This is a genomic window from Synechococcus sp. CCY9201, assembly GCF_034931105.1.
Classification (GTDB): Bacteria; Cyanobacteriota; Cyanobacteriia; order PCC-6307; family Cyanobiaceae; genus CBW1002.
Map to the genome: position 1 here is coordinate 111,491 of NZ_JAYGIC010000028.1, position 23,379 is coordinate 134,869.

General features: G+C 66.0%; 26 protein-coding genes and 2 pseudogenes. 15 read left to right on the forward strand and 13 right to left on the reverse strand.

Annotation, left to right across the window (positions count from 1 at the left end):
* Window position 1: 1 nt before the first annotated feature.
* A complete protein-coding gene (gene cobW, locus VB716_RS02930; protein WP_197170203.1) occupies window positions 2–1,102 on the forward strand; it encodes a cobalamin biosynthesis protein CobW in 1,101 nt (366 codons plus the stop codon).
* Between the two features lie 7 nt (window positions 1,103–1,109).
* Here the strand turns inward: cobW and VB716_RS02935 are convergent, their stop codons facing one another.
* The gene (locus tag VB716_RS02935; RefSeq protein ID WP_323247972.1) at window positions 1,110–1,490 is read right to left on the reverse strand and encodes a hypothetical protein; all 381 of its coding nucleotides are present in this window, start codon (window positions 1,488–1,490) and stop codon (window positions 1,110–1,112) included.
* Between the two features lie 100 nt (window positions 1,491–1,590).
* On the opposite strand from VB716_RS02935, the gene purS reads away from it, so the two are divergent.
* The 3 genes from purS to VB716_RS02950 all read left to right on the forward strand — a co-directional run bounded on the left by purS (window position 1,591) and on the right by VB716_RS02950 (window position 3,601).
* A complete protein-coding gene (purS, locus tag VB716_RS02940) occupies window positions 1,591–1,848 on the forward strand; it encodes a phosphoribosylformylglycinamidine synthase subunit PurS (RefSeq protein WP_197155482.1) in 258 nt (85 codons plus the stop codon).
* A 75-nt stretch (window positions 1,849–1,923) separates the two neighbouring features.
* Complete coding sequence (gene purQ / locus VB716_RS02945; RefSeq protein ID WP_197155484.1) at window positions 1,924–2,577, forward strand: phosphoribosylformylglycinamidine synthase subunit PurQ; 654 nt, start codon at window positions 1,924–1,926, stop codon at window positions 2,575–2,577.
* A gap of 16 nt (window positions 2,578–2,593) precedes the next feature.
* On the forward strand, window positions 2,594–3,601 hold the full coding sequence (locus tag VB716_RS02950) for an LD-carboxypeptidase (RefSeq protein WP_323269667.1): 1,008 nt from the start codon (window positions 2,594–2,596) through the stop codon (window positions 3,599–3,601).
* Window positions 3,602–3,796: 195 nt separating this feature from the next.
* On the opposite strand, the gene VB716_RS02955 is transcribed toward VB716_RS02950, so the two are convergent.
* Complete coding sequence (locus VB716_RS02955; protein ID WP_197155488.1) at window positions 3,797–4,387, reverse strand: peroxiredoxin; 591 nt, start codon at window positions 4,385–4,387, stop codon at window positions 3,797–3,799.
* Window positions 4,388–4,607: 220 nt separating this feature from the next.
* On the opposite strand from VB716_RS02955, the gene VB716_RS02960 reads away from it, so the two are divergent.
* Window positions 4,608–4,907 carry a hypothetical protein gene (locus VB716_RS02960; RefSeq protein ID WP_197155490.1) on the forward strand — a complete coding sequence of 100 codons (300 nt, stop codon included), beginning with the start codon at window positions 4,608–4,610 and terminating at the stop codon, window positions 4,905–4,907.
* A gap of 137 nt (window positions 4,908–5,044) precedes the next feature.
* Here VB716_RS02960 and VB716_RS02965 read toward each other — a convergent pair whose 3' ends face one another.
* The 4 genes from VB716_RS02965 to VB716_RS02980 form a co-directional block, all read right to left on the reverse strand.
* Complete coding sequence (locus VB716_RS02965) at window positions 5,045–5,281, reverse strand: hypothetical protein (protein ID WP_197155492.1); 237 nt, start codon at window positions 5,279–5,281, stop codon at window positions 5,045–5,047.
* An 87-nt stretch (window positions 5,282–5,368) separates the two neighbouring features.
* Complete coding sequence (locus tag VB716_RS02970) at window positions 5,369–5,677, reverse strand: chaperone modulator CbpM (RefSeq protein ID WP_197155494.1); 309 nt, start codon at window positions 5,675–5,677, stop codon at window positions 5,369–5,371.
* Window positions 5,670–6,620, reverse strand: a complete 951-nt coding sequence (locus tag VB716_RS02975) for a DnaJ C-terminal domain-containing protein (RefSeq protein WP_197155503.1) — start codon at window positions 6,618–6,620, stop codon at window positions 5,670–5,672. Before VB716_RS02975 ends, VB716_RS02970 begins: the two co-directional genes overlap by 8 nt.
* A gap of 16 nt (window positions 6,621–6,636) precedes the next feature.
* On the reverse strand, window positions 6,637–8,019 hold the full coding sequence (locus VB716_RS02980; RefSeq protein ID WP_322756948.1) for a glutamate decarboxylase: 1,383 nt from the start codon (window positions 8,017–8,019) through the stop codon (window positions 6,637–6,639).
* 72 nt (window positions 8,020–8,091) lie between these two features.
* On the opposite strand from VB716_RS02980, the gene VB716_RS02985 reads away from it, so the two are divergent.
* Window positions 8,092–9,027, forward strand: coding sequence for a carbon-nitrogen hydrolase family protein (locus tag VB716_RS02985; protein ID WP_322756947.1), 936 nt, complete (start codon window positions 8,092–8,094; stop codon window positions 9,025–9,027).
* A gap of 109 nt (window positions 9,028–9,136) precedes the next feature.
* On the opposite strand, the gene VB716_RS02990 is transcribed toward VB716_RS02985, so the two are convergent.
* Complete coding sequence (locus VB716_RS02990; protein ID WP_197155509.1) at window positions 9,137–9,469, reverse strand: ArsR/SmtB family transcription factor; 333 nt, start codon at window positions 9,467–9,469, stop codon at window positions 9,137–9,139.
* 104 nt (window positions 9,470–9,573) lie between these two features.
* Between VB716_RS02990 and VB716_RS02995 the strand changes: the two genes are divergently transcribed.
* Together VB716_RS02995 and VB716_RS03000 are read left to right on the forward strand one after the other, a co-directional pair.
* On the forward strand, window positions 9,574–9,825 hold the full coding sequence (locus VB716_RS02995; RefSeq protein WP_322756946.1) for a hypothetical protein: 252 nt from the start codon (window positions 9,574–9,576) through the stop codon (window positions 9,823–9,825).
* A gap of 70 nt (window positions 9,826–9,895) precedes the next feature.
* Window positions 9,896–10,192 carry a hypothetical protein gene (locus VB716_RS03000; RefSeq protein ID WP_197155513.1) on the forward strand — a complete coding sequence of 99 codons (297 nt, stop codon included), beginning with the start codon at window positions 9,896–9,898 and terminating at the stop codon, window positions 10,190–10,192.
* Window positions 10,193–10,213: 21 nt separating this feature from the next.
* On the opposite strand, the gene VB716_RS03005 is transcribed toward VB716_RS03000, so the two are convergent.
* From VB716_RS03005 to VB716_RS03015, 3 genes are all read right to left on the reverse strand, one after another.
* Window positions 10,214–10,429 carry a chlorophyll a/b-binding protein gene (locus VB716_RS03005; RefSeq protein ID WP_197155515.1) on the reverse strand — a complete coding sequence of 72 codons (216 nt, stop codon included), beginning with the start codon at window positions 10,427–10,429 and terminating at the stop codon, window positions 10,214–10,216.
* Window positions 10,430–10,500: 71 nt separating this feature from the next.
* Entirely contained in the window at window positions 10,501–10,731 is a 231-nt protein-coding gene (locus VB716_RS03010; protein ID WP_322756945.1) for a hypothetical protein, read from the reverse strand.
* Between the two features lie 268 nt (window positions 10,732–10,999).
* Window positions 11,000–11,419, reverse strand: coding sequence for a hypothetical protein (locus VB716_RS03015; RefSeq protein WP_323269670.1), 420 nt, complete (start codon window positions 11,417–11,419; stop codon window positions 11,000–11,002).
* Between the two features lie 226 nt (window positions 11,420–11,645).
* On the opposite strand from VB716_RS03015, the gene VB716_RS03020 reads away from it, so the two are divergent.
* The gene (locus VB716_RS03020) at window positions 11,646–11,789 is read left to right on the forward strand and encodes a chlorophyll a/b-binding protein (RefSeq protein WP_197170212.1); all 144 of its coding nucleotides are present in this window, start codon (window positions 11,646–11,648) and stop codon (window positions 11,787–11,789) included.
* Window positions 11,790–12,044: 255 nt separating this feature from the next.
* Here VB716_RS03020 and VB716_RS03025 read toward each other — a convergent pair whose 3' ends face one another.
* Window positions 12,045–12,419, reverse strand: a complete 375-nt coding sequence (locus VB716_RS03025; protein ID WP_322756944.1) for a DoxX family protein — start codon at window positions 12,417–12,419, stop codon at window positions 12,045–12,047.
* A gap of 459 nt (window positions 12,420–12,878) precedes the next feature.
* On the opposite strand from VB716_RS03025, the gene VB716_RS03030 reads away from it, so the two are divergent.
* Both VB716_RS03030 and VB716_RS03035 read left to right on the forward strand, forming a co-directional pair.
* Window positions 12,879–13,391: a thermonuclease family protein gene (locus tag VB716_RS03030; RefSeq protein ID WP_323269672.1), complete on the forward strand. Its 513-nt coding sequence runs from the start codon at window positions 12,879–12,881 to the stop codon at window positions 13,389–13,391.
* 208 nt (window positions 13,392–13,599) lie between these two features.
* Complete coding sequence (locus VB716_RS03035) at window positions 13,600–15,015, forward strand: serine hydrolase domain-containing protein (protein ID WP_322756942.1); 1,416 nt, start codon at window positions 13,600–13,602, stop codon at window positions 15,013–15,015.
* Window positions 15,016–15,177: 162 nt separating this feature from the next.
* Here VB716_RS03035 and VB716_RS03040 read toward each other — a convergent pair whose 3' ends face one another.
* Complete coding sequence (locus VB716_RS03040) at window positions 15,178–18,357, reverse strand: efflux RND transporter permease subunit (protein ID WP_323269674.1); 3,180 nt, start codon at window positions 18,355–18,357, stop codon at window positions 15,178–15,180.
* The gene (locus tag VB716_RS03045) at window positions 18,357–19,604 is read right to left on the reverse strand and encodes an efflux RND transporter periplasmic adaptor subunit (protein ID WP_322756940.1); all 1,248 of its coding nucleotides are present in this window, start codon (window positions 19,602–19,604) and stop codon (window positions 18,357–18,359) included. Before VB716_RS03045 ends, VB716_RS03040 begins: the two co-directional genes overlap by 1 nt.
* Before the next feature lie 189 nt (window positions 19,605–19,793).
* Between VB716_RS03045 and VB716_RS03050 the strand changes: the two genes are divergently transcribed.
* The 4 genes and pseudogenes from VB716_RS03050 to VB716_RS03065 all read left to right on the forward strand — a co-directional run.
* The gene (locus VB716_RS03050) at window positions 19,794–20,339 is read left to right on the forward strand and encodes a PadR family transcriptional regulator (RefSeq protein ID WP_322756939.1); all 546 of its coding nucleotides are present in this window, start codon (window positions 19,794–19,796) and stop codon (window positions 20,337–20,339) included.
* A 157-nt stretch (window positions 20,340–20,496) separates the two neighbouring features.
* Window positions 20,497–22,170 carry a protein adenylyltransferase SelO gene (locus VB716_RS03055; RefSeq protein ID WP_323269676.1) on the forward strand — a complete coding sequence of 558 codons (1,674 nt, stop codon included), beginning with the start codon at window positions 20,497–20,499 and terminating at the stop codon, window positions 22,168–22,170.
* A 605-nt stretch (window positions 22,171–22,775) separates the two neighbouring features.
* Window positions 22,776–22,886 (forward strand): annotated as a pseudogene (locus tag VB716_RS17415) (AAA family ATPase); the annotation flags it as partial.
* A gap of 166 nt (window positions 22,887–23,052) precedes the next feature.
* Window positions 23,053–23,379 (forward strand): annotated as a pseudogene (locus tag VB716_RS03065) (AAA family ATPase); the annotation flags it as partial.

Below are 23,379 nucleotides of genomic sequence, written 5' to 3' on the forward strand. Positions count from 1 at the left end.
CATGGCCCCCTTGAATTCCCGCCTTCCAGTCACGGTGGTGACCGGCTTTCTTGGCGCCGGCAAGACCACCCTGCTGCGCCATCTGCTTCTGAACAGCGGTCAGCGTCTCGCCGTTCTCGTTAACGAATTCGGTGATGTGGGCATCGATGGATCGCTGCTTCGCGATTGCGGCTTCTGCCCGGAAGAGGAAGCCGAAGGCCGGTTGGTGGAACTGACCAACGGCTGCCTCTGCTGCACCGTGCAGGACGACTTCCTGCCCACCATGACGCGGCTGCTGGAGCGCTCGGACCAGCTCGACGGCATCGTCGTCGAAACCAGTGGCCTCGCCCTGCCGGCTCCGTTGGTGGATGCCTTCCGCTGGCCTGAGATCCGCACCCGCACGCGGGTCCATGCCGTGGTCACCGTGGTGGATGGTGAAGCGCTGGCGGCTGGCCATGTGGTGGCGGATCCGGCTGTGCTGGAGGCGCAACGCCTGGCGGATCCGAGCCTGGATCACGCCACGGCGATCGAGGACCTGTTCGAAGACCAGCTCGAGGCGGCGGATCTGGTGCTGATCAGCCGAGCCGATCGCATCAGCCCAGACGATCTCGATCGCCTGCGCCAGCAGCTCCATCCACGCCTGCGCAGCGCCACGGCCGTTCTGCCGATGCAGCGGGGTGACATCAGCCCGGAGCTGGTGCTGCAGCTCCGCCGGCCAGACGAGGCTGACGCTCATCAGCACGGCGAGCACCTCGACGACGACCACGACCACCATCCCGACGACCACGATCAACACCACGACCACGCCCACGTGGCGATGGGATCGGCGGTGTTGCGCCTGGCCGGCGACTGGTCGCGTCAGCAGGTGGAGCCAGCCATCGCTGAGCTGATCCAGCGCCAGGGGCTGATCCGGCTCAAGGGTTGGTTGTGGCAGCAGGGCCGTCCACGCCCCCTGCAGATTCAGGCCGTGGGTCCGCGTCTGGAGTGCTGGTACGAAACCGCCCCCTCCAGCCAGCTGGCCGGCGAGCCTGGGCTTGAACTGGTGGCCCTGGGGCTGGGTCTCGACGCGGAGGCCTGCAAGGTCTGCCTGCTCGATGCACTCGACTCTGCCCCTGCACCTTGACGGTGATTCAGTCGAGGGGGATATCACCTCGGGCGCAGAGTCCATCCCAGCAGAGGGAAGCATCCGCGCTCCAGGTGCTCTCCACCTCGCGCCAGCCTCCAGCGGCCTGGTCCTGGCGCATGCGCACGCTGCCGGATCCGTCGTGCTGGAAGTCGTAGCGGCGCTCACCCACCTGCAGCTGCCAGCGCTCACCGATGCTCATCACCGTCATCGCGCAGGGTTGCCAGGGCCCATCGGCCAGGCGGCAATCAAGACTCACGATCGGAGAGCTGGAGCTTGATTCCGGATCGGAGCCGCCAGGATCCGCCTGGGCCGGCAGTGCAGCGATCGGTCCAAGCAACAGCGCCAGCATCACCACCGGTTGCCACAGATCCAGCGATGGAGACACGGGCAGCACGGCGGGGCAGCTGGTACCCCTTCAAGCTGACTACCGCGGCTGTCAAGGGGGCGATGGGCTGCCAAGATTTAACAAATCTCCGACAGCCCCGGTGCCCCTCTACAGCGCTCGCGTTCAGGTGTCCCTGCGCCCCTCGGTGCTCGATCCGGCCGGCGAAGCCACCCGGGCCGCCGCTGCCCGCCTGGGGGTCGATGGAGTGACGCGGTTGCGGATCGGCAAGGCGATCGAACTGGAGCTGGAGGCGCCGGACCGCGCCACGGCGCAGGCCCAGGCTGAACTGCTCAGCGATCGGCTGCTGGCCAACCCGGTGATCGAGAACTGGACCCTCGACCTGCAGGAGCTCGGTTGATCCAGGCGGCTCCAAAGCGCTTCGGACCAGGCTCGGCTTCACCCACTCGCAGTACCCGCACCCCACTTCCCCCTCATGACCATCGGCATCGTGGTGTTCCCCGGTTCCAACTGCGACCGGGATGTGCGCTGGGCCATGGAGGGCTGCCTGGGTCGCTCCACCCGTTTCCTCTGGCATGAGGAGCGCGATCTCGCCGGGCTGGAGGCGGTGGTGCTGCCCGGAGGCTTCAGCTATGGCGACTACCTGCGCTGCGGCGCCATCGCCCGGTTCGCGCCGGTGCTGCAGGAGGTGCTCGCCTTCGCGGAGCGGGGCGGACCGGTGCTGGGCATCTGCAATGGCTTTCAGGTGTTGACGGAACTGGGCCTGCTGCCTGGGGCGCTCACCCGCAACGAGAAGCTGCACTTCCTCTGTGAACCCAGCCGCCTGGAGGTGCAACCGGGTCACTGCCGCTGGCTCGGCGGCTATGGAGCCGGTGAGAGCATCACCCTGCCGATTGCCCACGGTGAAGGTCGTTATCAGGTGGAACCCGAGCGGTTGAAGCAGCTGGAGGATCAGGGCTGCGTGGTGTTGCGCTATGCCGACAACCCCAACGGCTCCGTGGGCAACGTGGCCGGCCTTACGAATGCCGGTGGCAATGTGCTTGGTCTGATGCCCCACCCGGAACGGGCCTGCGATCCCGTCACCGGCGGCATGGATGGACGGCGCCTGCTGGAGGCGGTGGGCTCCTGAGCCAGCCCGTCTGCAGATGACGTTGCACCGCCGTTCCTTTCTGGCTGCGCTGGCGGGAGCTGGTGGTGTGGGGATGGCGGCGGCGGTCCGAGCGGCAGGGGTTGGCCCAGCAGATGCCCTTTCCCAAGGACCCGCCGGGCAGGCACCGGCCCTGCCCATGCCACCGCCCCTGACGGCCGGCAGCCGGCTGGTGGCGATCGCACCCGGCACCTGGTGGGAGGATCCCGAATCGGAACAGACCAGCCTGGAAGCGCGAATCGCGAGCGCCGGCTGGGAGCTGCTGGTGCCGCCAGCGACCCGTCAGCGCTGGCACTGGTTCTCGGGTACAGACCGCCAACGCTGCCTGGCCTGGGAGCAGGCGATCGGTGACCAACGGGCGGAGGGCGTACTGGCCGTCACAGCCGGCTGGGGCAGTGCCCGGCTGCTCGAGAGTGGCTGGCAACCGCCGCCTCGGCCGATCTGGCTGATGGGCTTCTCCGATGCCAGCGCCTTGCTGCTGGCCCAGTGCGCGGCTGGTCTGGGCGGCGCGATCCATGGGGGCCTGCACGGCGACGCCGGCCAATGGCAGCGGCTGGTGCACCTGCTACGGCGCCAGCCGGTCGACCCCCTCCAGGGACAGGGCTGGCGCAGCGGCATCACGGAAGGGCCCCTGGTGGTGACCAACCTCACGGTGGCGACGCATCTGATCGGCACCGCTTGGTTGCCGGATCTGCGGGGGCGGATTGTGGTCTTTGAGGATGTGGGTGAGGCCCCCTACCGGGTGGATCGGATGCTCACCCAATGGAGGAGCGCCGGGCTGCTGGCAGGGGTGGCCGGCATCGGACTGGGCCGCTTCCAGTGGACGCCAGACGACGTGATGCCTGGCGATCTCTCGATGGAGGAGGTGCTGCGGGAGCGCCTCGGTGATCTGGGCATCCCCCTGGTGGGTCGATTGCCCGTGGGGCATGGCAGGCCGAATCTGGCCCTCCCACTGGGCCATCGGGCCCGACTGGAGGGCGGCGCCGGAACCCTGGCGCTGCTGTGAAGCAGCGCTGCGGCGCCAGGTCTGGACGCCAGGCATGAAAAAGGGCCCTCACGGGCCCAGAACCTTGAAACCAAACGACAAGTAGCTGATGCAATCAGCAATGGGAAAAAGTTCAGCTGCCTCCAGGACAGAAGCTGCCTGCTCTGTTGGGATCAGCCCAACCTGAACGTTTCAATCTGATCGGCTGAGTTGCGATCAGTTCACTGCCGCAAAGAAGTCCTTGCTCTTGACGGGATCCGGATTCATGGTCTTATCGCCAGGGGTCCAGTTAGCGGGGCATACTTCATCCGGATTGTTGCGGATGTGCTGGAAGGCCTGCAGCAGGCGCAGGGTTTCATCGACGCTGCGGCCCACGGGCAGGTTGTTGATCGTGCTTTGCATGATCACACCATCGGGATCGATGATGAACAGACCCCGCAGGGCCACGCCGGCCTCTTCATCCAGCACCTCGTAGGCGCGGGCGATGTCCTTTTTGAGGTCGGCCACCAGGGGGTAGGCGATATCGCCGATGCCGCCGCTCTTGCGCTCGGTCTGAATCCAGGCCAGGTGGCTGAACTGACTGTCGACCGAAACACCCAGAACTTCGCAGTTGCGGCTGGAGAATTCGCCGTAACTATCAGAGAAGGCGGTGATCTCCGTGGGGCACACGAAGGTGAAGTCGAGCGGGTAGAAGAAGAGCACCACGTACTTGCCGCGGTACTGGGACAAGGTGACCTCCTGGAACTCCTGGTCGATCACGGCGGTGGCTGTGAAATCAGGAGCGGGCAGACCGACGAGCCGGGACATGGCGGAAGCGAAGTGGGTATCAGAAGGATTGAAAGTCCAGCTGGCAGAAGCGAACAGACTCGAAGCGCGGTCCCAAAATCCCGACCTCGAGCCTGTCCCAATGCGAAGTCGTATCGGCTTCCAGTTGGACTTCAACAATTTATCACGGATCTCGCGTGCCTCGGCGAAGCAGGGCCTAGCGGCGCCGCCATAGGCTGGTGCTACAAGACGCGATGACCCCATGGGCTGGGATCCCCTGATCCTCCGTAAATTCAGCACCACCGGTCATTTCCGGCTGCTGAACCAGCTGCGCAGCGAACTGCAGGCCCATCCCCTGGAGCGGCAGGTGGAGACCGATCCCGCCGCTGGAGCCGGACGGGGCAAAGCCGTGATCCGCACGGTGGCCGTCCGTCGGGGCGGTCAGAGCCAGGGCCGAATCCGTCGCCCCCAGGCCCGTATGGACAGTGGTGGCGCAAGCCTGACCTCCTCAGATGCCGGGCAGTCCTTCCGTGATCGGCTCAACGCCATTGAAATGCGCTGATGGGCCGGCAGGTTCTGCTTGGTCGCCAGGATCTGAAATGAGTTGTTTGCGGTTCCTGTACGGTCACATCACGATTCTGAGACCGCTGGCCTGCCAACGAAAGTCTTGAATTTGCCGTCTGCTTGCCTGGTAGATTGTTAATCATTCAGCAGGTCAAAGATGGCTTTCTGCAGATCCTTCGACTGCTCCAGCTGGTCAAACACCCAGGCCATTGCCGTGGCAGGTTTCTCAAAACCAAGCTCTTTGCAGAGCTTCTGAATGATGACAGAGTGATCCTCATAAAGCGAAAGATCACTGACATTCCGCACGCTGAGGTGGCTACCAACAAACTGCCGCGAGCTGGATTGAACCGGGGAGAGGTCTGACGAATTCATGGCCATCATGAAGGATTTCCTAATTTAGATCAGCTCTCGCAACCAATGCCAAGCCTTTCAGTCGCGTGAAGGCCGCATTCAGCAGACTCAGCGAGGAAGCAGACACTCCAGCTCCCGAAGGCGGTGTTCCAAGGCCTCGATCTTTTCCAGGTAGGTGAGGGCAAGGGCCATGCCGGGGGGGTTGAGGCCAAACGTATTGCGCAGGTCTGCGGCACGACGCGCCTGGTGAATCGTGCAGGAATGAAAGCTCCAGCCCGACGCACTCACTCTGGTTTCGAACACACCGAACTGCACCAACTCCACCACTTCCCCATGCTCCAGGCCTGAGGCCGCCAGTAACTCCTCCAGCTCGACTCGGCTTTCGCTCTCCACCGGAATCAACAGGTCATCAGCCATGGGTCGTAGCTCCAGGGAATGAGGTGCGCGGGTTGAAGGAGGTGGCAGCAGCCAGCTCACGATAGAGCTCCCGTTCGCGGTCGTCGATCTGCTTCGGCATCACGATCTGCAGCACGCAATAGAGATCGCCCGCCCCCTCCTTGCGCTTTGGCAGCCCCTTGCCGGTCAGGCGAAGCTTCTGGCCGGCCTGAGCGCCCTCCTTCACCGTGACACGCACCTGGCCATCAAGGGTTGGGACCTCGATCTCTCCACCCAGGGCCGCTTCCCATGGGGTCACCGGCAGCTCGAGGTAGAGGTCATGCCCCACGGCGCGAAAAAGTGGATGGGGCTGGAGGTGGATGTCGAGATAGACGTCTCCCGCCGGCCCGCCGCCACTGCCTGCCAGGCCCCGCCCGGGAATCCGCAACCGCTCTCCATCGATCACTCCCTTCGGCACCCGAATGCGCACCGTGGTCGAGGCACGCTCCATGGTCCCGTCGGGGCGCAGGCGAGGCTCCTTCCGCTCCAGGGTCACCTGGGTGCCATGGCACACCTCTTCAAGGCTGAGGTTGGCCACAGCCTCCACATCCTGACCGCGGATCGGAAAGCCAGGCCCCCCCTGGTGTCGCCGCTGCGCCGAACGGAAGCCCATCTGCTCGAACAGATCGGCCAGATCCACCTCCTCGCCGGCCTGGCCCTGCCAGAAGCGGGTATCCCAGTCTGGTGATGGTCGGAAGTCTTCACCGGGGCGATGGCGACCCAGTTCGTCGTAGGCCCGGCGCTTTTCCGGGTCGGAGAGGGTCTGGTTGGCCTCACTGATCTCCTTGAACCGCTCTTCGGCTCCCTTTTCCTTGGAAATGTCCGGGTGAAATTTGCGGGCCAGTCGGCGATAGGCCTGTTTGATCTCGTCCTCGCTGGCCCCACGCTCGACGCCGAGAATCTCGTAATAATCCTTGAACTTCATCGCGACTCACTCCTGATCAATGCCGGAAACCAAGTTCGTCGCTGGAAGATGGCAGCGGTGTTTGAGCCGTGGCCAGCCAGGCAAGGTTCCGTTGCACGTCTGCCAGTAACTGGTCGGCCATGTCTTGATTGAAGCCGGCTCGAATCACGAAACGCAGCACGGCACGGTCTTGCAGGTTGGCCGGAAGTGTATAAGCAGGTACCTGCCATCCACGAGAGCGCATCATTTTTGAAAGGTGAAAGACCGTCCAGTTCTTGATGCTCGGATCACACTCCACCGCGAACACGGGCAGCTGGCCGCGGGGATGGCTCACCAGCCTCAGGGGTTCCATCGCTGCCAGGCCATCGGCCAGGTGACAGGCAATCGCTTCGAGAGAGGCCATCCGCTGGCTGTACCCCTGTCGCCCCAGATGCAGGAAGTTGAAGTATTGACCCACCACCTGGGCGCCTGAGCGCGAGAAGTTGAGCCCGATCGTGGGCATCTCGCCGCCGAGGTAATTCACATTGAAGCGCAGCTCTTCCGGCAGATGGTCACCACTGCGCCACAGCACCCAGCCCACCCCGGGCAACACCCCCCCATACTTGTGGCCACTGGAGCTGATCGAAACCACCCGCGAGAGGCGGAAGTCCCACGCCCAATCCGGCGAATTGAACGGAGCCACGAAACCACCGGACGCCGCATCCACATGGATCGGAATGTCAAGACCGCTGCGCTGGTGCAGAGCATCGAGAGCGGTCTGCAGGGCGTCAATGGGTTCATAACTTCCATCGAACGTGCTGCCCACGATGCCGACCACACCGATGGTGTTCTCGTCGCATTGCTTCAGGGCTTCCTCGGGAGTGAGGTGCAACCGGTTCTGCTCCAGGGGCACCAGCCGCGGTTCCACATCGAAATAGGTGCAGAACTTCTCCCAGCAGACCTGGGTGTTGATCCCCATCACCAGGTTGGGGCGCGAGGCGTCCAGACCAGCTCCCCGGCGACGCTCCCGCCAGCGCCACTTGAGAGCCAGTCCCCCCAGCATGCAGCCTTCACTGGAGCCTGTGGTGGAGGTACCAATCGCTTGATCAGGATCGGGCGCATGCCAGAGATCGGCCAGAATCTTCAGACAACGCTCCTCGAGTTCAGCGGTCTGGGGATATTCATCCTTGTCGATCATGTTCTTGTCGGCGCATTCCTCCATCAGGCGCCGCGCCTCGGGCTCCATCCAGGTGCCCACAAAGGTGGCCAGATTCAGCCGTGCATTGCCATCCAGCATCAGATGGTCGTGCACCAGCTGATAGGTCAAGTCTGCCGGCAAGCCCTCTTCGCTCAGGCGGTCGCGGGGTACGTCAGCAGCCGGCTTCTGATGACGGAGGCGGCTGCCAAGCTGGGACGTGAGATCCAGCTGAGACGAACGCATGCGCTGGGCCACTGAAGATTGCCTGCAGGGTTGTCTCAGTATTTAAGTCGGAAGGCATCCCCCCATCGGCCCATGGTTCCTCACCATCGCCTGCTCAGTTACACCCTGACCCAGCCACCAGCGGCCGGGGAGGGCATCAGGCTCGGTCTCTGGCAAGGCACGGGTTCGGCTGCCACAGCTGATGCGGTGGAGGAGAACCTCCTGCGTCTGGAGCAAGTCTGTACCCATGCTGCCAGCCTTGGGGTGCAGCTGCTGGCCTTCCCGGAGCTCTACCTGAGCGGTTACATCGTGACGCCGGATCTGGCACGGCAGCTGGCGGAGCCGCTGGATGGAACCAGTCTCCAGAGGGTGGCGGCAGCCGCCCGCAGGAACGGGCTGGCGGTGGCCTGTCCCTATCCGGAACGGGCTGTGGTGGCCGGAGAGGAGCGCTTCTACGACGCCATTGCCCTGTTCGATCACAGCGGCCGCCTGTTACGCAACTACCGAAAAACCCATCTGTGGGGACCCGATGAAAAACGCTGCTGGCATCCTGGGTACCTGCATCCTGAAGAGGGCCCTGCCTTTTCGGTGCACCCGGTGAACGGGATCTCCGTGGGCTTGCTCAACTGCTACGAAGCCGAGTTCCCCGAGCTCTCCCGGCGACTGGCACTGGAGGGGGCCCAGCTGATTCTGATTCCGACGGCCGCCGACACCTGGGCTGAGCTGAGCACTGGCCAGCGGACGACCCAGCCGTACCCCGATGTCTCGAGAACCCTGGTGCCGGCCCATGCCTTCCAGAACGGCTGCTTCGTGGCCTACGCCAACCGCTGCGGGGAAGAACACGTCAATGGTCAGGTCAAGGCGGCGTATCTGGGCAACAGCATCATTTGCGGGCCCCACGGCGACACTCTGGTGGCTGCCCGTGCCGAGCCCACACTGTTGATGGCTGACTGCCTTCCTGGTGACTACGGCCCAAGCCATCCAGAAAACACCACCTATCTCAAGGATCGGCGCACGGATTTGTATTGAAACCGGCCTCCCCGGCAGCGGGCACCCGACCAGCCACGAGACCGGCCAGCTGGGCGACATGGCTTGGCCGGCCGGTGCTCAGCTCACTGGATCGCCGGTGTGATGGTGCTCATGGGCAGGGGGTAGCGGGCGTGCTGCACTGGGCACCCAGCTCCGCCAGCCAACCGCGCAGCTGTTCGATCGCTTCAGAGCGCAGGCGGTAGTAGATCCAGCGGCCCTCCTGACGGTCGTCCAGCAGCCCGGCCTGCTTGAGCACCTTGAGGTGGAAGGAGAGCTTCGACTGGGCCAGGCCGAGGTCGGTGGTGAGATCACAGACGCAGCGCTCGCCGCTGCCGAGGGTTTCGATCACCCGCAGGCGCAGGGGATCGGCGAGGGCCTTGAGCAGCGCTCGGGCCTGGTCGGCCTGTAGAGAAGAGCGGGCAACAGCGCCGGGAGAGCTCATGTGCATAGCGATACCTATTGAATCAATTCTAGTTGATTTATGGTCGGCACACCCCGTGCCTTCCGGATGACGATCGGCATCAACGGCTTCGGTCGCATCGGTGCATGAACCAGCACACCGATCCCACCGCCGTGCCCTGCAAGGCTGCCGGTGTCGACCTGATGCTCGACTGCAGCGGTCGGTTCAAGACAGCCGAAACCCTTAGGCCCGACTGCGCCGAACCGGGTCTGAAGCGGGTGATCGTGGCCTGCCCCGTGAAGGGGGTGATCGCCGGCGAGGAGGCGCTGAACGTGGAATTCGGCATCGTCACCAAGCTCGGTGGTGCTCGGCACTGCTGGTGGGGCTGTCGAAGCTGAGCAGCCTGCGGCTGCCGGTGCCGCAGGGCTGACGCTCCGCCGCCAGAGTGCAGGACCCATCCCCTGATCGATGACGCCGACCCGTGAGCAAATCCTTGCTGCCTCCGCCGGCTGGGTGGCGGTTGTCCTGAATGTTCTCCCCGGCCTCGGGGCCGGCTATCTCTATCAACGCCGCTGGAAGGCATACTGGATCACATCAGCTCTCGCCACCGCCTGGTTCGTATCTGGAGCCGTGTTGGGCCAGAACGCCGATGCGGCAGCCGAGGCTCAGAACCAGTTGGTGGGGCTGATCGGTCTGGTGCTGTTGGCCACCGTCACCGCAGCAGAGGCGGGCCTGGCCGTGAAGCGGGTCCGACAGAGCAGCTGACGATGGGTCTGCGGAGGGCTCTCAGCCCAGGTACCAGCGCAGCAGCGCCAACACCTGCCCGGCTGGCCCATGACCCGTGATCCACTCACCAGCAACCGCCGCAGCAAAACCGAGCATGGCGACGCGGCCATTCAGCCGCTCCACGCCTGCCAACGCTGCTGCATTCCAGGGTCGGCTGGTGGTGAGTCCTTCTCCGAACCGCTCCAGCGGCTCGTAGTGGAACGAACGGTCAGGCAAGGGAGTGCTGCGGAGGTGCTCAGAGCCTATGGGTCCGCCTGCGCGGGCCTGCTCACAGAGGATGTCAGTGGTCACAATCCAGGGAGGCAACGCGCAGCTCCTGGAGGGTGCGTTGTACGGGCGCGAGGAATGGGAGGAGGGCCAGGCTCTGCCCCAGAGCTGCCGCCACCGCAGTTGAGGGTGTTGATCGCGGCGAAGAAGGGCTCTGAATCACCGGCCGGGCGCGACGGCACCACCACCACGGCCACGGCATCGTCGAAACTCACGATTGTCAGCCGGTCGGAAGCGGTGAGCTGCTCCATCAACCGCTCGGTGAGACACTGCAACCAGCGGAGACACCGTTCTCCCGGGGGCGGGGATCGAGACGGTGCCGCTGATGAGACGCTTCATCCCTCGCAGCCAAGCCAGCGGCTGGCCGCCATGTGGCTGGCTGCCACCGGAATGCGACGAAGCGCGAGATGGGGGAGACGGGGAGCCCAGGGAATCAGACCCCTGAGCAGCAACGCGCGCAGAGGAGCGGGTCGCGGAAGGAGCATGAAGCGATTGAAGGTACGCAAGAGCCGGCTTGCCTCAACCCGGATTGGCGCTGTCTTCCGCATGGGCCCGCAGCTCTGCGAGGCCATAGACCCCGCGATCGTCAGACAACGTTTCGGGTTGCAGCAGGGGAAGCAAACCCGGCCCACCAGGAGGGGAAAGGGCTGGCCACAGCGTTTCAGCGTCTGTAGAGACCAGCCCCCGGAGCTCCGAAGCCAGCACCAGGAAGAACACCGGCACCGGATGCAGGCCCACCAGCACCACCGGGATTGCCGAGCGGACGCCGCTCCAGCCCAGCGCCAGCCTCACCGAAACCGGCCCCCGGCAAGACACCCGCACCCGAGGCCGGCCCACCGAAACCACCAGCACCCACTCCGGGTTCTCGATCCAGGCCTGCCCCTGCCGCTCCGAACCCAGCACCGGGAGCCAGTCCAGCTCCTGAAGCAGGACCCCCAAGGCCGCCTGGATTCGGCCTGGCCAGCCCCGATCCAGGCGCTGGCAGGGAGAAGGCCAGGCCAGCGGCCATCACAAGCCAGACGTTGCGGATTCCGGTCATGGCTCAGGCCTGGCGGATGCCCTCAAGACCTAGCAAGGGCTTCTGATCGGGGCCGGCCAGATCAGACAGGCTCTGACCCGATCGCTTCAAAATCTGTTACAATTCAAGAAACAAACCGCAATACCCATGACTGATTCTTCGACCCGCTTCGGCTTTGTGGCCTTCGCCGAGACCTGGAACGGCCGCCTGGCCATGCTCGGTTTCGTGATCGGCCTGGGCACCGAGCTGCTCACCGGCCAGGGCATCCTGTCCCAGATCGGTCTGGGTTGATCATCATGAGTACCGATTACACCGCTGCCATCACCGGCTTGATTGCTCTGGTCGTGGTTCTCACCGGGATGGTGACCTTTGTGCTCAGCCGCCCCAGCGATCTGGCACCGACGAACTCCCGCTGATCTTCCAGAGCTTCGCCCTGGCATGAATCCCTGACAACCCCTGGGCACAGCCTAGGGGTTTTCCGATTTCCAACTCTGGGGCAATTCCTTCCCTGGCTCCATCGCTCCGGTCGCAGGGCTTGGCAGCTGTTCAGCCTTTGTTGTGCTGATCAGCCACCAGCAGAAGACCACCCATGATCGCCAGGTTCTTGAGCAGCTGAATCCGCTCGCCGCTGTCATTCACATCAGCGTGGAAGAGCAGCGTGGTGGGTACAAGAAACACCAGCAGCAGCACCGCTCCCAGTCGTGCTTTCCAGCCGCTGATCACCAGCACTGAGCCTACGGCCATCAAGGCCATGGCGATCCCCAGCAACAACGGTGCCAGCGGCAATCCCTTGGCGGCAATGGCACCAGCCACGCCGGTGAAGCCCGTCAGCTTGCCGATCACCGCATGGATGAACACCAGGCACAGCAGCACCCGCGCGATTCGGTTCAGCAGGGAGAGACCCGATGGCTGCGCACGCATGGGTGTCGGTTCGTTGTGACGGCATTGTGGGGTGCCGCGCACTCCCTGGGTGTGCAGAACCCGGCTCTGCAACAACACACGACTGGCTTGCAGCTCACCGCCACCGAGCTTGGATGGAGGATGGTGTGAGCGGAGCTCCTGACGCTGGCACCTGGGGCCAGAGATCCAGTGGGGCTTCCCGTCGGATCCTGGGCACCTAGCTGGAGCGGTGGCTTCTGGGCCGGGCTCGTGAACGGTGCCATGGACGGGTGCCATGGACGGCGACGTTGACACATGCCAGGGAAGCCAGTGATCCGTTGAAAGTGATGGAGCAGGGGCCGGATCGTCAGCGCACTCCTGGCTGTTGCTGGGGTGGGGTGTCATCCATGGTCTGGAGTCTTCCGATTTCGATGGATTCACGATCGGACGGGCGACGGCCTCGGGAAATCGCGGTACATGCCTGACATCCAGACTGTGGCGATGGCCCGCACCCTTCTTCCACTGCCTGGCCTTCTGGGGTTGGTCACCCTGTTGATGCCGTTGGCCGGCGCCCAGACGGCTCAGCCCCCGATCAGTCGTGCCACGGTGCTCTCGATCGGCGATGGCGACACGATCCGTGTCAAGCAGGCCGGCCGGGTGATCACGGTGCGGCTGGCCTGCATCGATGCACCGGAGATGGATCAGAGCCCCTACGGCCCTCAGGCCCGCCGGTACCTGCAGATGCGTCTGCCGATCGGCACGCCGGTGGCGCTGGCGGTGAAAGCAACTGACCGCTACGGCCGCACCGTGGCCGAAGTGATCGGCGCGATCAACCTGGGTCTGGCGCTGGTGGAAGACGGCCAGGCCTTCGCTTACCGCAAGTACCTGGGCCAGTGCGACACCAAGGAGTATCTCGACGCTGAGTACCGGGCCTCCCGGCATCGTCATGGTGTGTGGCAGGTGCCTGGAGGGATCACCAGGCCCTGGGTGTTCAGACGGAAGGGATCGTTTTAATCGCCACCGCCACCGCCACCGCCGGCTCCGGCTCCTGCTCCGACTCCGACTCCGACTCCGACTCCGGATCGAACGCTGCAGTAATCGGATGAAGCTGGCGTCAACTTCCTGGTAGGGGGCACCCGCCTGCCGGGCTCGACTTGGTGGATGTAGCACTGCCCTATACATGAGGATTCTCAAGTGAGGCTCTGGCTCTCCCAATAGCCGCTTGTTCTTCTTGAAGGTGACGATGAACACGTCTCAACGCGTCGCATCATCGAAGCTTCAGGTTCCAAAGCATGATTCGCTCAGCCCGATCGTGATGGATCCCGGTGGTTTCTCGATGAAGCGACAAGGCGACGTAGCGTTGCCGCTTCCTGCTCGAGCGGGTATGGATGGTCGCTGGTTCGCCCTACGGGCCAGGCGCGTCCTGGGCGGTGTGCTCGCGTTCTGCCTGAGCGGAGCTGACCCCGTCTGGGCCATGCAGGCCAGCGAGGCAGCCGCGGCGGATTCGCCCCAGGCGGCCGCCATCCTGCGGATCGTTCGCAACCGTATGGCTGTTGATCACCTGCGGGCGGTGATTGTGCGCGTCACGATCGACGGCAAGGAGGTTGTCACCGAGGCGATGGGCGAGTCGATCACGGGCGTGCCCGCCACGGAGGGCATGCATTTCCGCAACGGTGCGGTCGCCATCTCCTACGTGGCGACGCTGCTGCTGCAACTGGTCGACGAGCACAAGGTGCGTCTCGACGACAAGCTCTCGACCTGGCTGCCGGACATCCCGAATGCGGATCGGGTCACGCTCGGCCAGCTCGCCCAGATGACCTCCGGCTACCGCGACTACGTGATCGGCAACGACGCGTTCGTCCAGGCTCTGCTCGAAAACCCGTTCCGTCAGTTTTCGGTACAGGATCTGCTCTCCTACGCGAACCTTCAGACGCTCTGGTACGAGCCCGGAACGAGCTGGAATTACGCGCACACGAATTACGTTCTCCTCGGTCTGGCGCTGGAGAGAATCACGGGCAAGACCATGCCCGTGCTGATGCAGGAGCGGATCTTCGGACCCCTGAACATCCGTAACACCCGGGATCCCGGCGGCACGCCCGTGATCGCGCCGCCGGTGCTTCACGCCTTCTCGTCGGAACGGCGCCAGGCCCTCGGCATCGCCCCAGGAACGCGCTTCTACGAGGAGTCGACCTACTGGAACCCGTCGTGGACTCTCAGCCGCGGAGCGGTCCAGTACACCACCATCCACGACATGGCGACGTCCGCCGAGGCGATCGGGACGGGTCGGCTGTTGTCGCCGGAGACCCACAGGCAGCAGATCGCTCCGAAGCTTCGGGGCTTCGGCAAGCCGATCGAGGGCTGTGCGACCTGCGCCACCCTCAACGACTTCTACACCTATGGGATCGGGATCGTCCTCTCGGGCCCCTGGCTGCTGCAGAACCCGCTGTTCTCTGGACAGGCCGGGGTGATGGCCTACCTGCCCTCGCAGAAGATCGCGATTGCGGTGGCGGTCACCTTCGACGAGGAGGCCTTTGACTCCAGCGGTGCGTACCGCAACTCAGCTGATGACATCTTTCGCGCGATCGGCGCCTACCTGGCGCCGGAGGAACGCCCGCCCATCAGGCCCAGCAGCCGGTAGAACTCCTCCAGGACGTCGTTGACGAAGAAGTGATCATCCCCCTGGATCCCGTCACCGTGGCCAGCCTCGATGTCACACCGCCACCGCCAGCTGCGGATTGAACTCCGCAGGGATCGGCTGCTGCTGAATGAATCCAGGAGATGGCGAAGGAGGGTGCGAAGGTCATTCTGGTTTCCTTCCCAGAGCATCAGCTGATCCACGGCTTCGTTCACGTGGATGATGCGGTTTCACCAACCGTGATGATCGCGCTTGCGGTGCTGCGGACGCTGTTGTGGGCACTGGACACAGCGTGCCCCGCATCAGCAGGCTGTGGGCGGCCGGCACATAGAACAGGGCCAGGGCGGTGGCCCCCAGCAGACCGCCCGACACCGCGATCGCCAGCGGCGGCCAGAAGCCGGTGGGATCCAGCATCAGCGGCAGGAAGCCGGTCACGGTGGTGAGCGTGGTGGTGATCACGTGGCGGGTGGCGTGCAGCACAACGGTGGTGGTGGCGGCAGGGTCGCCGCTGGCGGCGAGTGGATCGGTGCGGATGGCGTTGAGCACCACGATCGCGTCGTTGATCGCCAGGCCGATCAGGCCGAGCGTGCCCAGGATGGCGGTGAAGCCGAACAACGATCCGCTCAGCTTCAGGGCCAGGGCCGCCAGACCGACCGACAGCAACGCCACCGAGGCGATCAGAGCCGCCAGGCGGAAGGAGCGGAACGACAGCACCAGGGTGGCGGTCATCAGGATCGTCAGCACCCCCACCGTGGAGAGCAGGTTGGCGATGGCATCACCGCGGGCATCGGCTTCACCGCCGTAGGACAGCGTCACCCCGGCCGGCAGTTGCCAACCCTCCTGGTCCAGCTGCTGCCGGAACCCGCCCAGCACGGCATCGGGCAGCGACCCGGCGGAAAGAAAGGCCTGCACGGTGTTGATGCGCTGCCCGTCACGCCGATCGATGGAGGCCAGCTCCGGTTCCAGCCGCAGGCGTGCCAGGGCCGAGAGCGGCAGGCTGTCGCCACTGCTGGGAGACACCACATCCAGGGAGGCCATCTGCTGAAGATCCTCCCGCTGGGCTTCGGCCACCTGCACCCGCACCGGCAGGCTGGTGACGCCTTCGAGGATCGAACCGCCCACGACCCCTTCGAGGCCGGCCTGCAGTTGCCGGGCGATGGCGCGGTTGTTGAGGCCGCTGCGCTGGGCCTGCTGTTCATCCACCGCCAGGGCCAGACGGGGCAGGGCTTCGCTGAGGCTCGCACTCGTGTGGGTCACCGCCGCCTGTTGCGCCAGGCGCTGCCGCAGCTCATCACCGATCTGCCGCAGCTGCGTCAGGTCGGGGCCCTGCAGGCGCAGCTCGATCGGTGCCTCGAAGGGCGGACCCTGCTCCAGCTGCTTGACCAGCATCTGCGCTTCCGGGAAGGTCCGGTCCAGGCTCTCCTGAAGGGAGCGAAGGGTGTCGCGGAGGCGAGAGGTGCTGTGAAGCTGCACCAGGCCCTGGGCGTAATGGGGCGCGTTCTCCTGGGAGGCGACCACGTTGTAGAAGAACGGCGGCGCGCTCTCGCCCAGGAACCAGTGCACATCGGCGACGCCGGGATGCTCGCGCAGGCGCTGGCGAGCGGCCAACGCCAGCGCTTCGGTGCGGTCCAGGGTGCTCTGCTGCGGCAGGCGCATCTCGATCTGGAACTGGTCGCGGTTGGTGGGCGGAAAGAACTGCTGCTCGAGGCTGCCGAAGGCCACGAAGCCGAGCACCGGCAGCACCAGCGACAGGGCCACCCCCTGCCAGGGATGCCGCAGGGCGTGCTGCACGGTGCGGCGGTATCGGGTCGCGAGCAGGGGCAGCGACAGCCCCTGCTCCCACCAGCGCGCCCGTGGCCCCAGAGGCCGCCAGTGCTGCAGACGGGCGGTGAGCGCCGGGATCACCGTGAGGGAGAGGAACAGGGAACTGGCCAGCGCCAGGATCACCGTGAGGCCGATCGTGCCGATGAATTCCCCGGTGGCCCCCGGTGAGGTGGCGATCGGCACGAAGGCCAGCACCGTGGTGAGCGTGGCGGCCAGCATCGGCACCAGCAGGTAGCCCACCGACTGACGCACCGCGGCGCCGGCGGAGACACCGCTGCGCAGGCGTTGCTGCATCTCATCGACCACCACGATGGCGTTGTCGATCAGCAGCCCCAGAGCAATCACCAGGCCGGTGGCTGACATCTGATGCAGAGGAATCGCCAGGAGCCGCATCCAGCCGAACACCATCAGGGCGGCGAGGGGCAGGGCCGTCCCCACCACCAGCGCCGCCCGGCCACCGAGCATCAGCACCGACACGGCCACCACCATCAGCGCGCCGGTGATCAGGTTGCCGATCACACCATCGAGGCGCTCCTGCACGTAGCGGCTCTGATCCAGCACCGTGTGCAGCCCGAGGCCTTCGGGCAGGGCTGCGCGAACCTCCTCCAGCTGCGCGCGCGCCTGCTGCGCCCAGCGGTCCACACGTTCACCGGAGGCCACCGTGGCCGACACCACCACGGCGGGATGGCCGTGCACCAGCGCCAGCCGACTGGCGGGGCTGCGCACGCCCCTGCTCACCGCCGCCACCTGCCCCAGGCGGGTGCTGGCGCCATCGGCGCCCGTTTGCACGGGGATGGCGCGGATGCGCTCCAGCGAATCCAGGGCGCCATCCACCTGGAGCAGCAGCGCGCTGCGAGCGCCCCGCACCTGCCCGGCCGCCTCCTTGGCATCACTGGCGGCGATGCGCTCGGAGAGGCCCTGGGCCGTGAGCCCGAGTCGGGCCAGGTCCCGGGCACCGATCGCCACCTGGATCTCCTCGTCTGGCTCGCCGCTGAGTTCCAGTTTGTCGGTGCCGGGAAGGGCGCGCAGGCGGGTTTCCAGATCCTCCGCCAGGCGGGCCAGCAGCCCCAGATTGGCGGGTCCGGGCAGGTCCCAGGTGAGCCCGACGATCAGGGCACTGGCGCCGATGTTGCCGTCGCGGAATTCCGGACCTGAGGCCTCTGGCGGCAGCAGGGGGGTGGCATTGTCGAGCTTGCTGCGCACCTTGCTCCAGGCCGGCTCCACATCTCGGATCGAATCCTTCAGAGCCACGGCGATCACTGAGGTGCCGGCGGACGAGGTGGAGTCGAGATGGTCCACCTCCTGCAGTTCCAGCAGGGCATCTTCGAGTGGTTCGGTGAGCAGCGATTCGACCCGCTCCGGCGTGGCCCCCGGCAGGGCGGTGATCACCAGGGCATTGCGCTGGGTGATCAGCGGATCCTCCAGCCGCGGCAGGGTGAGCAGCGACGACAACCCCCAGACCACCACCAGCAGCAGGGTGAGCAGCAGCAGCTGCCGGTTGCGATGAAAGAGATCGAGCATCAGATCGCTGCCTGCACCCATTGGCCCGGCACGACGCGATGGGTGCCGGTGGCGATCACCTGTTCACCGGGGCGAAGGGTGCCGCGCACCAGCGAGCGATCGCCTTCGGTGTGCACCATCTCCACCAGGCGCCGGGCCACCTGCCGTGCCGGTTGTGGGCCTTGCGCTGCAGCCGCCTTGCCTTGGGTCGTCGAAGCGGGCACGAGCACGAAGACCGACCAGAGGCCCCGTTCCGCTGCCACCAGGGCGTCGGTGGGCAGCCAGAAGCCCGCCCCCCGTTCGCTGCGCTGCAAGGAGAGGCGGGCCGTCGCTCCCACCGGCAGATCCGCTGCCGGCAACCGCAGGACCACCGTGGCCGTGCGGCTGCCGGCATCGAGTTGCGGCAGCACGGCGCTGATCGTGGCCGTGAGGCGGCGGTCGCCCACGCTCACAGGGTGGCTTTCGCCCACCCGCAGGACCTGGGCGACGTCCGGAGGCACCCCTACGCGCAGTTCACGGGGGGCGGCTTCCACCAGGGTGAGCAGTGCCTGGCCGCCACTCACCACCACACCCTCATCAATCAGGCGCTCGCTGACCGTGGCGGCGAAGGGGGCCACGAGCACGCTGCGGGCCAGGTCGACATCGATCTGGCGCAGGCGGGCGCTGAGGTCATCGACCTGGCTGTCGGCCTGATCGAGGCGGCTGACCAGTGCCGCGGCGCCATAGATCTGCTGGTCGAGGTCTTCGAGGGAGATCGCCCCCTGGGCATGGAGCTTGCGGCGGCGTTCCCGCTGCAGCTCCGCCAGGGTGAGCTGCTGGCGCACTTCCTGCACGGCGGCCCGGGCGGTGCGCTGCTGCGCCAGCAGCTGCTGGCGCTGAGCCAGCAGCCGGCGGTTGTCGAGGCGGGCCAGCGGCTGGCCGGCCAGCACCGGATCCCCCTCTTCCACCAGCACCTGGGCCACGGTGCCGGCGAGCTCGAAGCCGAGGCTGCTGCGGCGGCCGGCCACCACCTCGCCGCTGTACTCCCGGCTGGTGCGGTACTGACTCACAGGCTGTGCCGTGACCACGGACACGGGCAGGGCCCTGGCCACAGGCGGACGGGGACGCTGGGCGACGGCCAGGGCGAGGCCCATGGCGGCGGTGAGTGGCAGCAGCCAGCGCAGCTGGCGGGAGGGTAGATGCTGCAGCAGTTGCCGCAGGGCCGGGTGCCGCAGCTGCGGCGGCGCGTGGGCGCCTGGAGCAGGCAGGGCACCGGAGGCGGAATCCATGGCGGCACGGCGGTGAGACCAACGTTGCTAGGCAACGCGTTGGGTATTCGCGAAAGTGTATGCACAACAAGTTGACTAGGTCAACCGCGCCTGCGCGCTGCCGTCGTCGCCTCGGTGGTCGTCCCAGTGGTCGCGACGGGGGTGCGGGAGGAAGATCGGAAGGCCCAGCACCGCTGCCGATCGTTCCCCATGGCCCTGGCTCACACGATCCTCACGGTGCTGAGTGAGAAGCCCGCCAGCGGCTACGACATCAGCAAGCAGTTCGAGGAAACCGTCGTCTGCTACTGGAAGGCCACCCAACAGCAGATCTACCGGGAGCTGGGAAAGATGGAGCAGCAGGGGTGGGTCTGCTGCCAGGTGGTGCCGCAGCTGGGAAAGCCCGACCGCAAGGTCTACGCCATCACCGAGACGGGCCGACAGGAACTGAGCCGCTGGTCGGCGGAGCCCACATGGCCCACCCCGATCCGGGAGGACCTGCTGGTGCGGGTGCTGGGTGGTCCGTACGGATCGCGCGCGCAACTGCTGGAGGAAGTGCAGCGCCGTCGCGCCATCCATGGCCAGCAGCTGGCCTCCTACCAGGAACACGAAGCGGAGGTCCTGGCCCACGCCGCGTTGCCCCTGCAGGAGCAGTTCCGCTATCTCACCCTGCGCCGCGGCATCCTTTACGAACAGGAGTGGATCCGCTGGTGCGATGAGGTGATCGCCTTCCTGGACGCGCAGCCGCCAGGCTGCTGAGGCGGGTTCAAGCGCGAACGCACCCTCAGACGGCGTGACACCTGCAGGGCCGCCGCTGATGGCGGCAGGCTCGCCAGGATGATGACCTCAGCGTCAGGGCCATGCCCAGGCGGCTCAAAACCCCGAGAGACCAGTGCCGACAACAGTGACGAAAGGAGTGACGACCACCACCTTCGCGGAGTTTGCCCAACGGGCCGACTATTCGCTGCTGGATGCACTGCAGCCGGATCCTCAGGCCAGCGGCGACGGCCACGATCACCAGCCCCGCCAGGTGTTCTCCGGTCATTACGTGCCGGTCACACCCACGGCGATTCCCGCGCCGGAGGTGGTGGCGCACAGCAGAACCCTGTTCCACGACCTGGGCCTGAGCGATGAGCTGGCCCACGACGACCAGTTCCGTCGTCTGTTTTCCGGCGACATCAGCGTGGCGCGGGAGCCGATGCGACCGTTTGGCTGGGCCACCGGTTATGCCCTCTCGATCTACGGCAGCGAATACATCCAGCAGTGTCCGTTCGGCACCGGCAACGGCTACGGCGATGGCCGGGCCATTTCCGTGTTCGAAGGTGTGTTCAAGGGCAAACGCTGGGAGATGCAACTCAAAGGCGGTGGCCCCACGCCTTACTGCCGCGGCGCTGATGGACGCGCCGTGCTCCGCTCCAGCGTGCGCGAGTTTCTGGCGCAGGAGTTCATGCACGCCCTGGGGGTTCCCACCTCCCGCTCGCTGACGCTGTACATGTCGCGGGCCGAAACGGTGCGCCGGCCCTGGTATTCCCCGAACTCCCGGTCGTTCGATCCCGACATCCTGGTGGACAACCCAGCGGCGATCACCACCCGCGTGGCCCCCTCGTTTCTGCGGGTCGGCCAGCTGGAACTGTTCGCCCGTCGCGCCCGCAGCGGTGCGCACCCGGATGCACGGAACGAGCTGCGGATGATCGTGGCGCACCTGATCGAGCGGAACTACCGGCCGGAGATTGATCCGGCTCTGGAGTTCAGCGATCAGGTGGTGGAGCTGGCGCGATTGTTCCGCGGGCGGCTTACTTCCCTGGTGGCCCACTGGATGCGGGTGGGCTACTGCCAGGGCAATTTCAACAGCGACAACTGCGCCGCCGGTGGCTACACGCTCGACTACGGCCCGTTCGGCTTCTGCGAACGCTTTGATCCGCGCTTTCAGCCCTGGACCGGCGGCGGCGAGCATTTCTGCTTCTTCAACCAACCGGCGGCGGCGGAAGTGAACTACGGGATGTTCTGCAAATCGCTGCTGCCGCTGCTCGAGGGCAACACGCAGGCGCTGGCAAGGCTGGATGCGATCCGCGCCGGCTTCGCTGAAGCGATGGCTCAGGCGCTCGAGGCGATGTGGGCCAGCAAGCTCGGCCTGATCAACACCGACGCCGAGCTGGTGAACGAACTGCTGCAGCTGATGGTGAGCTCCAAGCTGGATTACACGATCTTCTTCCGCAGGCTGTCTGACATCCCCGAGCACGTCTCTGCTCTGCAGGAGAGCTTCTACCTGCCCTGCTCCGAGCAGCTCGATGGGCAGTGGACGCAGTGGCTGCAACGCTGGCGGGATCGCCTCACGGCAGGTGGCGACATCAACGCGACATCCGCCGCGATGAAACGGGTGAACCCGGCCGTGACCTGGCGCGAGTGGCTGATTGCTCCGGCCTATGAGAAGGCTGCGGAAGGTGATTTCTGCCTGGTCAGGGAACTTCAGGAGGTGTTCCGCCATCCCTACGACGAGCTGCCTCCGGAGCTGGAGGCGACGTACGACCGCCTCAAGCCCCAGGAATTCTTCAACGCCGGGGGCGTGTCGCACTACAGCTGTTCGTCGTGATGGGTGCTCAGGGCAGCACCCGCTTGGCCAGCTGCTGCAGGCGATAGACGATCCACGCTGATCAAGGTGGCGGCTTCCCGCCGGGCCAGCGCCAGATCGAGATCAGCCCGGTGAGCGGGCTTCAGCGCAACCCACTGGACGCACAGCGCTTGCCGGCGCCATCTACCGCTTCGTGCCGGCCGGGCCTCCCACGACCGACAGGCGGCCGATGCGCGATGAGCAGGGACGCCTCTGGCTGATGAGTGGCCATCACAGTTTCGAGCTGGTGGAGAAGGGCGGCGATGGCAACCGGATCTCGGTGTCGAGCGTACGCAGCCAGCCGGCGGCGGCCGTGGATCACACCGCCCACAGCATGGTGAAACTCAACGGGCACGGCCAGAACACGGTGACCCTCTACGCCCAGCCCAGTTTCGGCGCGGCGATCGCGGGCATGGGCGAGTCGGGCGTAACCCTGGACAAGCTCTCCTGCACCTCGAACAGCCAGGGCACCTGGTGCCGCGTGGGCTACCCGGGCCAGAACGGCCGGGTGCTGTGGGTGCACGGGGATGCGCTGGTCTACCTGGGCGACGGGGAATGCCCCCGTCCTGACCGCCGCTGCCGCCGCGATGACGATCCGCCATCTCGCGGTGAGCGGCTACCGCTCGCTGCAGAACGTGGTGCTCCCCCTCGATCGGCTGACGCTGGTGACGGGGGCCAACGGCAGCGGAAAGTCGAATCTCTACCGGGCCCTGAGCCTGATCGGGTCCGCGGCCCGCGGCGAGATGGTGGGGGCCCTGGCCCGGGAGGGAGGCCTGCCGGCGGTGCTGTGGGCCGGCCCTGAACGGCTGAGCCGCCAGATGCGGCAGGGGGAGCAGCCGGTGCAGGGGGGGGCGCCAGGCACCGGTGCTCCTGCGCCTGGGCTTTTCGGCCGATCCCTTCTCCTATGCGATCGCGCTGGGCTACCCCCAGGAGCCGCAGACGGCCTTCGCGCTCGATCCGGCCCTGAAGGGGGAATGGATCTGGGCCGGCGGTAGCTTCCATCCCCGCGCCGTGCTCAGCCGCTCGAGCGGGCAGGCCGATCCCGACCGGAGCCTGTTCCAGAGCGGCGCCGATCCGCAGGAGCAGCCGGAGGTGCACCTGCTGCGTGAGCAGATCCTCAGCTGGCGCTTCTACGAAAGCTTCCGCACCGATGCCGGCGCGCCGGCGCGGCAGCCAAGGGTGGGCACCCGC